At 66.3% G+C, this 10576-nt stretch carries 13 protein-coding genes; 9 read left to right on the top strand and 4 right to left on the bottom strand.

Translation table 11 applies throughout. The annotated features are described in order from the left end of the window. Nucleotides 1-182 precede the first annotated feature (182 nt). Together ACFVTM_RS01365 and ACFVTM_RS01360 are read left to right on the top strand one after the other, a co-directional pair. Nucleotides 183-500: an ArsR/SmtB family transcription factor gene (locus ACFVTM_RS01365; RefSeq protein WP_390201531.1), complete on the top strand. Its 318-nt coding sequence runs from the start codon at nt 183-185 to the stop codon at nt 498-500. Beyond that, nucleotides 497-1612, top strand: a complete 1116-nt coding sequence (locus ACFVTM_RS01360) for a cation diffusion facilitator family transporter (RefSeq protein WP_390201530.1) — start codon at nt 497-499, stop codon at nt 1610-1612. Before ACFVTM_RS01365 ends, ACFVTM_RS01360 begins: the two co-directional genes overlap by 4 nt. A gap of 34 nt (nt 1613-1646) precedes the next feature. Here the strand turns inward: ACFVTM_RS01360 and ACFVTM_RS01355 are convergent, their stop codons facing one another. Both ACFVTM_RS01355 and ACFVTM_RS01350 read right to left on the bottom strand, forming a co-directional pair. After that, complete coding sequence (locus ACFVTM_RS01355) at nt 1647-2846, bottom strand: MFS transporter (protein ID WP_390201529.1); 1200 nt, start codon at nt 2844-2846, stop codon at nt 1647-1649. Then, the gene (locus ACFVTM_RS01350; RefSeq protein WP_390201528.1) at nt 2843-3385 is read right to left on the bottom strand and encodes a Chromate resistance protein ChrB; all 543 of its coding nucleotides are present in this window, start codon (nt 3383-3385) and stop codon (nt 2843-2845) included. Before ACFVTM_RS01350 ends, ACFVTM_RS01355 begins: the two co-directional genes overlap by 4 nt. 165 nt (nt 3386-3550) lie before the next feature. On the opposite strand from ACFVTM_RS01350, the gene ACFVTM_RS01345 reads away from it, so the two are divergent. After that, nucleotides 3551-4465, top strand: a complete 915-nt coding sequence (locus ACFVTM_RS01345; RefSeq protein WP_390201527.1) for an alpha/beta fold hydrolase — start codon at nt 3551-3553, stop codon at nt 4463-4465. A gap of 151 nt (nt 4466-4616) precedes the next feature. Next, a complete protein-coding gene (locus ACFVTM_RS01340; RefSeq protein ID WP_390201526.1) occupies nt 4617-5246 on the top strand; it encodes a PadR family transcriptional regulator in 630 nt (209 codons plus the stop codon). 67 nt (nt 5247-5313) lie between these two features. On the opposite strand, the gene ACFVTM_RS01335 is transcribed toward ACFVTM_RS01340, so the two are convergent. Further along, complete coding sequence (locus tag ACFVTM_RS01335; protein ID WP_390201525.1) at nt 5314-5733, bottom strand: hypothetical protein; 420 nt, start codon at nt 5731-5733, stop codon at nt 5314-5316. 288 nt (nt 5734-6021) lie between these two features. On the opposite strand from ACFVTM_RS01335, the gene ACFVTM_RS01330 reads away from it, so the two are divergent. The 4 genes from ACFVTM_RS01330 to ACFVTM_RS01315 all read left to right on the top strand — a co-directional run bounded on the left by ACFVTM_RS01330 (nt 6022) and on the right by ACFVTM_RS01315 (nt 7963). Next, nucleotides 6022-6735, top strand: a complete 714-nt coding sequence (locus ACFVTM_RS01330; protein WP_390201524.1) for a GAF and ANTAR domain-containing protein — start codon at nt 6022-6024, stop codon at nt 6733-6735. Nucleotides 6736-6862: 127 nt separating this feature from the next. Next, entirely contained in the window at nt 6863-7285 is a 423-nt protein-coding gene (locus tag ACFVTM_RS01325; RefSeq protein ID WP_390201523.1) for a low molecular weight phosphatase family protein, read from the top strand. A 198-nt stretch (nt 7286-7483) separates the two neighbouring features. Beyond that, a complete protein-coding gene (locus ACFVTM_RS01320; protein ID WP_390201522.1) occupies nt 7484-7636 on the top strand; it encodes a hypothetical protein in 153 nt (50 codons plus the stop codon). Nucleotides 7637-7786: 150 nt separating this feature from the next. Next, a complete protein-coding gene (locus ACFVTM_RS01315; RefSeq protein ID WP_390201521.1) occupies nt 7787-7963 on the top strand; it encodes a CsbD family protein in 177 nt (58 codons plus the stop codon). 90 nt (nt 7964-8053) lie between these two features. Here the strand turns inward: ACFVTM_RS01315 and ACFVTM_RS01310 are convergent, their stop codons facing one another. After that, on the bottom strand, nt 8054-8992 hold the full coding sequence (locus tag ACFVTM_RS01310) for a 5'-3' exonuclease H3TH domain-containing protein (protein ID WP_390201520.1): 939 nt from the start codon (nt 8990-8992) through the stop codon (nt 8054-8056). A gap of 147 nt (nt 8993-9139) precedes the next feature. Between ACFVTM_RS01310 and ACFVTM_RS01305 the strand changes: the two genes are divergently transcribed. Beyond that, nucleotides 9140-10546 carry a sensor histidine kinase gene (locus tag ACFVTM_RS01305; protein WP_390201519.1) on the top strand — a complete coding sequence of 469 codons (1407 nt, stop codon included), beginning with the start codon at nt 9140-9142 and terminating at the stop codon, nt 10544-10546. The last annotated feature ends 30 nt before the right edge of the window (nt 10547-10576 follow it).

The raw sequence follows: 10576 nt of genomic DNA, 5'->3' as shown, positions 1-10576 counted from the left end.
GCGGGCTCCTTCTCAAACCACCTGTTTACTCCTCCGGCCACGTCTTTAATTATAAACCCCCCCCCGGGGCGGGTGGGGGCCCGCCGGCCCCGGGGGGCCCCCCCCCCGGGGGGCCCGCCCGCCGTACTTGTTCGGAGCGGTGCCGCACCCTCACCGCGGACAGCCAGTACGTCGAACTCGCTGTGGAGGTGTTCGCCATGCTGGCCGATGCCACCCGGGTCCGGCTTATCCTGGCCCTGCGACACGGCGAACTGCCGGTCAACGAGCTCGCTGAAAAAGCGGGCAAATCCGCGGCTGCGGTGTCCCAGCACCTGGCCAAGATGCGCCTGGCGCGCATGGTCTCCACACGCCAGGAAGGCACCAAGGTCTACTACCGCCTGCAGGACGGGCACGCCTGGCAGCTCGTAGCCGACGCCATCCACCAGGCCGAACACGCACTGGGCACTGCTCCGCACCACGGTGCCGCGCCGCACAGCCCCAAGAGGGACGCCGAAGCATGAACCGGCCCATGCATCCCGGCCACGATGTCCCCGCGCACGCGCATCCGCTCGACCACGGCCCCAGGGAACGCGGCCAGGACGCTGACAGCCTTCAACGTCACGACCATCAGCACGGCCACGGTCCGCACGCACACATTCACGCGACCGGGTTCAAAGGGTGGCTGCAGGAACTCTTCGTGCCGCACTCCCATGACTCCGCCGACTCGACCGACTCCGCCATGGAGACGAGCTCCCAAGGCATTCGCGCCGTGAAGATGTCCCTCCTCGGGCTCGGGGCGACGTCGCTGTTCCAGCTGGTCATCGTCCTGATCAGCGGCTCTGTGGCGTTGCTGGCGGACACGGTCCACAATTTCTCCGATGCCCTCACCGCCGTGCCGCTGTGGATCGCCTTCCTGCTCGGACGCCGCCGCGCGACCCGGACGTTTACCTACGGATTCGGCCGCGCCGAGGACCTCGCAGGGCTGTTCATCGTGGCGATGATCGCACTCTCGGCCGTCGTGGCCGCCGTCGAATCCATCCGCCGCTTCTTTGAACCGCAGCCTGTCCAGAACCTGGGCTGGGTGCTCGCCGCCGGGCTCGTGGGCTTTGCCGGCAACGAACTCGTCGCGATCTACAGGATCCGTGTGGGGCGGCGAATCGGCTCCGCCGCGCTCATCGCCGATGGCATTCATGCCCGCACCGATGGCTTCACGTCACTGGCCGTCGTCGCCGGCGTGATCGGCATCTGGCTGGGTTTCCCCCTCGCGGACCCGATTGTGGGCCTGCTCATCTCCGCGGCAATTGCAGTGCTGCTGTGGGGAACCGTGCGGGACATCGGGCGCCGGCTCATGGACGGCGTCGACCCCGCCCTGACGGAACGGCTGGCAGCAGTTGTCACCGCCCACGCCCCCGAGGGCGCGACCTCACGGTTGCGCTGGTCCGGCCATCGGCTTCACATCGAAGTCTCCATCCCACTGACCGGCATAGCCGCCATCGGGGAACTTTCCACCATCCACGACGAAATCGACCGCGCCACCCGCCAGGCACTCCCGAACGTTGGATCCGTGACGACAGTGCCCACGTTCGCCCAGGCCGGCGCGGCCGGACCGGGCCATCCCCCAGGCCACGGCTAACGGCGGACCGCAAAGGCTTCCTGGCTGCCGGGACTCACTTTTTGCCCGGGGCAACGCGCTTCGCCCCGGACCCGTTGCCGCCGAGCCGGGGAACACTGGCCAAGGCCACCAGGGCCGCAAGCGCTCCGAGGCCGGCGGGCAGGCCGATGAGTGTGGCGATGCCGCCCACCAGCAGCGGCCCGCCAGCGTCTCCGAGTTCGCGGCCGAGTTCGGCGGAGCCCATGGTGCGGCCCATGCGTTCTGGCGGAGTGGTATCTGCCAGATGGGCAAAGCCGATTGGCGTAGCCATGCCGACGCCCGCCCCGATTGCCGCGGCAGCCAGGTAAATAGTGATTGGTCCGGGGGCCAGGGCCAGGAGCGCGACGCCGCTTGCGGTCAGCAGCAGACCCGATCTCATGCCCTGCGCGTCGCTGATGCTGCCGTTGTCACGCAGCTTGCCTGTCCGGGGCTGGGTGAGCAGAGAGGCGATTGCGAGGAGACTGACCGCTGCCGTTCCGCTGAAAGCGTCCAGGCCATGCCTCGTGGCAAGGGCGGGAAGAAACCCGATCGCCGCTCCGAGCGCAGCCGTCGAGGCGGCCAGTACCAGCGTGGGGATCAAGAAGCGCCGCTCGGTGACCTGCTGCGCCAGGTCCAGGACGGTGTAGCGATGGCGCGGCAGCGGTTCCAGATGCGGCACGGCAAAGAGCACCCAAACTGCCGCGGCTGTCGCCAGCACCGCGAGGGTGGCAAACAGCAGCGGGAAGCCGCCGGCGAAAATCAAGCCTGCACCGAGCAAGGGCCCGATGACGTAGCCGAGACTCTTCCAGGAGCCATACCTCCCGAAATACGTTCCAGCATTCCTCCCCTGGGAAAGACGCGCCACCATCGCGGAAGACGCGGGTGAGAAGGCGGAGGCCGCGGCACCCTGCCCGAGCCGGGCCAGTCCCAGCATGAGCGGATCGGCTCCCCACAGACCGATGAGGGACAGTACGGCAAAGGCCAGAAGGCCGCCAACGATGACCGGTTTGGTGCCGATGCTGTCACTGAGGGCACCGAAGACCGGCTTGAGGAACACCTCAGAGACGTCGTACAAGGCGAGCAGAATGCCAAGGTTGAGAAGGGTCAGCCCGATGTTTCCGCTCTGGGCGCCCAAGCCCGCGGCAATACTGTGCGCGCCGAAAGCCGTTACGAAGCCTGCGGCGTACAGCGGGGCCGAGGGGGACTTGGCGGCGAGCACCGGCGGAGATGGGTTCATGAATGAAGCTCCTGGTAAACCCGTCCGGCAAAGTCGTCCAGCGCAACAACGCAGTCCGCCAGGATCCCCTCGGCACCGGATGCCGACGGACTGCCGAAGACGTCCCTGCCCCGGATGGACCGGAACCACCGCCGCAGCCGATCCAGGCTTTGCTCTTCCTCCTCGAGTTCGGCAAGCGTGAACTTCCGCTTCGCAATCTCGCGGGCGATCTCCTCCCGGTATTTCCCGCAGTCAGCGACGAACTCGGCCCATTCGTCCGTCCGGGCCGCATCGAAAAGTGCGCGCAGCTTGGCAGCATCAGCATCGGCGGAGCCGGTGGTAAGTATCATCAGCTCACCGTTGCCCGCGCGGGCAAGTTTCCGCGCCTTTTCTGCACCCTCGCGGCAGGCAGGAACGTCCGGTGCTGTCCAGGCGCCCTGGCCGACGGGAACGGCACCGAACCGACGCAACTCCCGCCAGACAGCCACGCGATGCCGGGACGGATCCGACGGCACCTGGACGAGCAGGACAAGCCAGGAAACTTCAGCACTTTCGGTCACACATCAAACTGTAACGGTTGTTACAAATAGATGGCACCCACATTCCGGGCGGGAGCCGGCACGTCCGGTCCGGCTCCCCCGCGGCTCCGAATCACTTTCAGAGAAAATCCTCCAGAGGCCAGTTTTCAGGGACAAGTTTTCAGGGACAAGGAGCAGAAAGTGACCATGAGCATTCAGCAGGAACCGGCCCGCACGGATGACGTGACGCTGCGGCGGCAGGTCCTTCCCTCGGAGCTGGGTCCCTGCACGGTGCGCGTCCAGCGGGGCACGGGCGGCCACGGTCCGGCGTCCGGCACAGCGGACGTCTACCTTCATGGCGCAGCGGGTTCCTGGACCAGCTTCCGGGCACTGCTTTCCGGGGCGCCGGCGAACGACCAGGTGCTGATCGACCTGCCGGGCTGGGGTGAGTCCACGAAGGGTGCCCGGCTGGAACAATTCGGCATCGAGGCGATGGCACGCGCCATCACCGGCGTGCTGAACGCACTCGGCTACCGGCGGTGGAACCTGGTGGGCCACTCGATGGGAGGCTTCCTGGCGCTGCATATCGCCGCCGCGTGGCCGGAACGGACCGCCAGCGTAGCCACCATTTCGGCCACGACATTCGGCGTGTCAGCGGCAGCCCGCGGCCCACTGCGGAGCCTGGGCAAGTTCCCGGCGTTTGTCGGCATGCTGCTGGCCATGCGCTCCATGGCTGCCCTCGGCCCGGCAGGGTCGGCACTGGTCCGCGCAATCGGGACCACCAGACTGATGGGACCGCTGATGTCCCCATTCTTCGCAGAACCCGCAGCCATCTCAACGGCGGTGATCCGCGGGCTCAGCAACGACGCCCGGCCGGCCAGTTTCTCCGCGGCAGCCCGGGCCGCGGCACACTACGATTTTGGCCAGTGGCGCGGCATTCGCTGCCCGGCGCTGGCCTTGCGCGGCGACCGCGACGTGTTCACGCCTGCCTCCGACCTGGCCCGACTGGCCGAAGTAGTCCCGCACGTCCAGAAGGTGACGCTCCCGCATTGCGGCCATTTCGCCAACTTCGAGCGGCCGGAGCTAGTGCAGCGGCTGCTCGATGGCCTGCGGGTTCCGTGAACTGCCTGCCTGCGGCCGGCGACCTCCCCTAACCCCAAAATCCAGTTGAATTGACTCTTGACCGGCGATACTCACCGATATATCGTTAACTATCGCCGAAGGATCGGCGACTATCAGAGAAATTCAATGGAAGTGGAAGGACGATGCCGCTATGAAAGGCATTCACGACGACAAATTCAATGACAAATTCACCGACGGCGGACCCGCCGCGGGACGTTTCGGGCGCGGCAGAAGCCGGCGGGGACCCCACGGACACGGCGGTTTCGGGCCGGGCCGCGGGTTTGGGCCGGGATTCGGCCCCGGCTTCGGGCCTGGCTTTGGCCCCGGGTTTGGTCCCGGCGGTTCACGGCGGGCCAACAGGGGCGATGTCCGCTCGGCGATTCTCTCCCTCCTGGCCGAGGCGCCGTCCAACGGCTACGGCCTGATCAAGACGATTGCCGAAAAGACCTCTGGAACCTGGCGTCCGAGCCCGGGCTCCGTATACCCGACGCTCCAGCAGCTCGTTGACGAGGAGCTCATCACGCCCGTCGGTGAGGGCCGGCGCACCGAGTTCACGCTCACCGATGCGGGCAAGGCCTACGTGGCCGACCACGCAGAAGAGCTGGGGAACGCGTGGAACACCGAGGCGCAGGGCTCCGGGCCCGCGTTTCACGAGAGCGTGGGGAAGCTCATGGGAGTCATCCACCAGTTCCGCTTCTCGGCAACGGAGGAGCAACGCAATGCAGCAATGGAAAAACTCGATGAAACCCGCCGTGCGCTCTACCGCATCCTCGCCGACTAGTGCTGTCCGCACCGGGCCGAGGCTCGTTGGCCCCTGCGGACGGGCCTGCGGGGCCGGAAGCGGCTGACTACTCGGCGGATCCTGCCGGCTGCTCCTGGACGACGTTCATCTTCTGCTCCTCCGCCATCCCGGCCCGCAGAAACAGTTCCCGTGACGCGATTTCCAGGCCCAGGGCAGTCGCGGCGATGTCCTCCAGCATTCGGTGCATCCACGCCACGGCGGCCGCATCGGCGCGTGCCGCGGCCCCTCCGGAGGGCCGAACGTCCCGCAGCGACGCGTATCGGGCCACCCTGTCTTTCAGCTCCCCGGTGAGATCCTCGATCTCTGCCAGCAGGTGGTCCCGCCAGATGCCGGCATCTTCCGCGCCGCTGAGCTGCCGGCTGGAAGAGGGCAGCCGTTCCGGGCCCGGTTCTGTCCGCGTCCCCAACAGCTCGGCCAGCTCGGCTGCCAGCTCCTCCATGGCCTGGGCGGAAGGTGACTGCTGCAACAGCCATTCACGATCGGCATCGTCTTGGGGCCGTTCTTCCGCGATCGACAGCAACCGCCCAAGGCGCGGAAGATCAGCGATTGGTCCGGACCGATGGTACGGATGTATGGACGCGGGACGGATAATGGGGTTGCCTCGCATCGGATCCTCCTGGATAGTGCGCTGGAATAATGGCGCTACCAGGGTCCGGGGCAACACCATTATTTTATCCGGCTCGGGGTCAGGAAGGTAGGCCTCAAAGACCCCGTGCAGGGCGACTGGGCCGCGCATGTGCAGTAAAATCCGAGTATGGCGACGATGGGCCGTGCCGTGCGCGTGAGTGCCGCTTTCGTCAAGATTGCGGACACCCTTGTGGCGGACTACGACGTCTTGGACCTGCTCCACACCCTGGTGGAAGAATCGGTCGGCATCCTTGACGCCGCAGCCGCCGGACTCGTGCTTGTCGATCCGGCCGGAGACCTCCAGGTCATGGCCTCGACCAGCGAGGAAAGCCAGCTCGTGGAAGTCCTCCAGCTCGAGGCCGGCGCGGGACCATGCGTGGACTGCTACCGGACCGGAGCCGCCATAGCCATCGATGACATCGCGGCGCAGGCTTCCCGATGGCCCCTGTTCCAGTCCTCCGCCCTGTCCCAAGGGTTCCGTTCCCTGCACGCCGTCCCGATGCGCCTGCGCAACCGGACCATCGGTGCCTTGAACCTCTTTGGCCAGGCGACCGGCCCCCTCAGTTCCGAGGACATCGCCATTGCCCAGGCGTTCGCGGACGTAGCAACCATTACCCTCCTGCAAGAACGCGCGGCGAAGGAAAACGCCCTGATCAATGAGCAGCTCAAGCGCGCCCTCAACAGCCGCATCCTGATCGAGCAGGCGAAGGGCGTGATCGCCCACACCTCCAATGTCGACATGAACCAGGCGTTCGCGCTGCTCCGCGGCTACGCCCGCGCCCACAACCAGACCCTCTATGACACCGCGGAAAAAGTCATCAACCGCAGGATCACCATCTAGGGAACCTCGGGTCATCCCGAGCTCTGCGACGGCGCTCAGTTCCGCCCCGCTTTCGATCTCTCCAGCATCGACTCCTTTCAGCATCACCGTTCGGCAACCCGGACTCAGACAAGGAAGAATCAAACGCATGACCGAGACCACGAAAAGCCCCAGCGTCCTGTTTGTCTGCAGCAAGAACGGCGGAAAATCCCAGCTCGCCGCCGGACTCATGAATCAGCTCGCCGACGGGGCGGTCACCGTGCACTCTGCCGGAACCAAGCCCTGTGAATCGCTGAACCCCCAGGCCGTGGACTCCCTGGCCGAGCTCGGCATCGACATCACCGGCGAGCACCCCAAGCCCGTCGCCGAAGACGTACTGGACGCGGCCGACGTCGTCATTGTCCTGGGCAACGAGGCCCGGCTTGAACCCCGCGAGGGCAAGCGGTTCGAGTACTGGGAGACGGACGAACCGTCCGAACGCGGCATCGAAGGCATGGAGCGTATGCACCTGGTGCGGGATGACATCAAGTCCCGGGTGCAGAAACTGTATGCGGAACTCACCGGGAACTGACGCAGTCCGCTGGCTGTCGGCAAAAGCTGACGCGGAGCCCAGGCCGGCAGGAGTCCCGGAGAGGGAGCCCGGCCCCTCCCCGAATGACCCCGGCATCACTATAGTTAGAGCCACACACCCCGCTGCGGGAAAAGAGCGAAGATGCGCGGAATAGGCAGGCGCCAGTCTGGCGGACGCGGAATAGGTCTGATCGGGACCGTGTATCTGGCCATCGGCGTAGTGGTCGCCGCCACGCACGGCTATTTTGTGGCATGGAACATTCCCGGCAACATTCTGGAAGGCCTGGCGGCAATTATCCTCTGGCCCCTGGTGGCCATTTTCGGAGTTGACCTGCATACCTTGATCGCCTGATTCGGGTTGCTGCCCCAGCGCCGTAGGCTCGTGCTGGCCACCGCAAAGGGTGCCGACCATCGCCCCCACTTTCGAGCGTTCTGTCCCTACAATTAACTGTGGCCTCCATGGCATCCACGTCGCGGGGGCGACCCAATAAGGAGGATCATCATGGGCCTGGGTGACAAGATCCATAACGCCGCCGAGAAACTCCACGGCAAGGGCAAAGAGGCCGCCGGCAATGCCACCGGCGACGAGAAGATGAAGGCCGAAGGCAAGAGCCACCAATTCAAAGCTGACATGAAGCAGGCCGGCGAAAAAGTCAAGGACGCCTTCAAGAAACACTGAAACACAGGCTTCCGGGGGCGGGGGTGCGGTCCGGCAGAGCGGACCTCCGCCCCGCCCTTCTCTGCGCAGGCTCCAAGGTCCGCCGCGTCCTCAGTGACGCAGGTCCAGCGCCTCGAGCAGCCGCGCAACCGAGCCGCCCAGGTTCCACACTGTGGCGAGTCGCTCAAGGTCGGCCCGCGAACCGCCGGCCACGGGGTGCAACTGTGCGCCCGCCTCCTCAAGTGTCGGCACCTCAAGGTTCCGCACGATCTTCACCACCGCGGGCGCAACCGCCAGGTACTCTTCGGCCGCGGCGAGCTTTGACCGCACGCCGCTGGACAGTCCGCTTCCGGCATCCGCGGCAGCCGCGAGCAGCCCGTCGAGCGTGCCGTATTCCCCGAGCAACGCCGCGGCGGTTTTCTCGCCGACGCCGGCGACGCCCGGCAGCCCGTCTGAGCTGTCGCCGCGCAGCGTCGCGTAGTCCGCATACTGTCCCGGAAGCACGCGGTACTTCTCGACGATGACGGCGTCGGTCATGACCTCAAGGTTCCTCATTCCGCGCGCGGTGTAGATCACCCGCACCTGGCGGGCGTCGTCAACCACCTGGAAAAGGTCGCGGTCGCCCGTCACGACGTCGACCGGAAGTTGTGCGTGGCTGGCGTAGGTGCCGATGACGTCGTCGGCCTCGTGCTCGGCAACCCCGACGACGGCGACGCCGGCCAGCTCGAGCACCCGGCGGATCATCGGGATCTGCGCCTCGAGCGCGTCCGGCACAACCTCCACATCCGGCCCGCCGGCCACCGCCTCCTCGACCCGGTGCGCCTTGTAGCTCGGGATCAGGTCCACCCGCCATTGCGGACGCCAATCGTTGTCCCAGCAGGCAACCAGGTGCGTCGCGCCGTAGTCCGTGGTGAGCCGCGCGATCATGTCGAGCAATCCGCGGACAGCGTTCACCGGCGTGCCGTCGGCGCGGCGGATCGTGTCCGGCACGCCATAGAACGCGCGAAAGTACAGCGACGCGGTGTCGAGCAACATCAAACGGTCGGCCATACCTGATCCTGCCACGGATGCGCCCGCTCACGGTGGACCGTCACGGCTTTGTTCGTGGTGACTGGAGAGACACAGGATCCTGTACCGGAACTGAGAACGGGATGCGGTCACGTTGTCGGCGACCGACTGTTAGACCATTCTTGAACCATGATCGAGCCCAAGGCGGGTCCTCTCACGTACCGGGGCAGACAGTGGGGAGTCCGCAAGCGCGCAACAGCGACCGCCGTCGGCGTCGTAGCCCTGGCGTTGCTGATCGGCAGCGTTGCGCTCATCGGCTCTCTCCAGGGGTCGCTGATCGCCTCAACTGAGTCGGCCGCCCGGCAAGAGGCCCAGGAAGTCATCGTCCACATGCGGGACGATGACGTCGCGGAAGCAGACCGCTACATTGCCGCCACCGTCCACGAGGGACAGATCGTTCAAATCCTGAACCCGGCCGGGGCCGTCGTGGCCGCGCAGATGCCCACTGCGGGCGACAAACCGCTTACGGCCCTGCGACCCACCCCTGACCAGGTCCTGACGGAGGATGTCACCAGGGTGGAGACCATCCGCGATCCCGGCGACTTCATGATCGTCGCGACGGCGGTCCGGCTGGACGACGGACCCTACACGGTGGTCGTTGCGTCCCGGATGCAGGTCCTAGCGGAGACGCTAGCGACAGTTTCCTGGTACCTGCTCGTTGCCGCCCCACTGCTGCTGCTGGTTGTTGGCATCTCGGTCTGGCTGCTGGTGGGCCGGTCCCTGCAGCAAGTCGAAAGAATTCGCGGGCAGGTGGCCCGCATCGACGGGGAACGCCTGGACGAAAGAGTCGACGTTCCGCAGACCAACGACGAAATTCAGTCCCTGGCGCTGACGATGAACAAGATGCTGGAACGGTTGCAGGCTTCGGACAGCGCGCAGCGCCGGTTCCTCTCGGACGCCAGCCACGAACTCCGCAGCCCCGTGGCAACCCTTCGCGCCGGGGTGGAGGTCGCTGCCGCGGACCCGTCGGGGCAGTCCTGGCACGAGCTGACGGACATCCTCTCCGAAGAGACCTCCCGCATGCACTACCTCGTCGAAGATCTTCTGACCCTCGCCAAGGCCCACGACGGGGGCTTCCGACTCAGGGAGGAGGACGTTGACCTCGACGACGTCGTGGACCGCGAAACCCGCAGGCTCCGCTCGACAAGCACCCACCTCATCACAGCAGAGCTGACCCCCGTCCGGATCACCGGAGACGCGCGCCGGGTGGGACAGGTTCTTCGGAACGTCCTGGACAACGCAGACCGGCACGCCGTCTCGCGGATCCAGATCAGCCTGAACCCAGGAGAGGGCGGAGCCGGAGCGGTCATTACCGTGGACAACGACGGCGGACCGGTACCCGAAGCGGACCGGCAACGGGTCTTTGAGCGATTCGTCCGGCTCGACGAGAGCAGGTCCCGGGAAGGCGGCGGAAGCGGGCTGGGGCTGGCCATTGCGGCCGGAATCATGACAGCCCACCACGGGTCCATCCGTGCCACCGAGAGCCCGCTGGGCGACTGCCGCTTCGAGATGGCGTTCCCCGCGCCCCCGCAGTGAAAACCGCCGTGAGGACAAGGAGTGAGGCGT

It is taken from the genome of Arthrobacter sp. NPDC058130 (assembly GCF_042884475.1).
Classification (GTDB): domain Bacteria; phylum Actinomycetota; class Actinomycetes; order Actinomycetales; family Micrococcaceae; genus Arthrobacter.
This window is presented reverse-complemented; position numbering and strand designations above follow the sequence as displayed.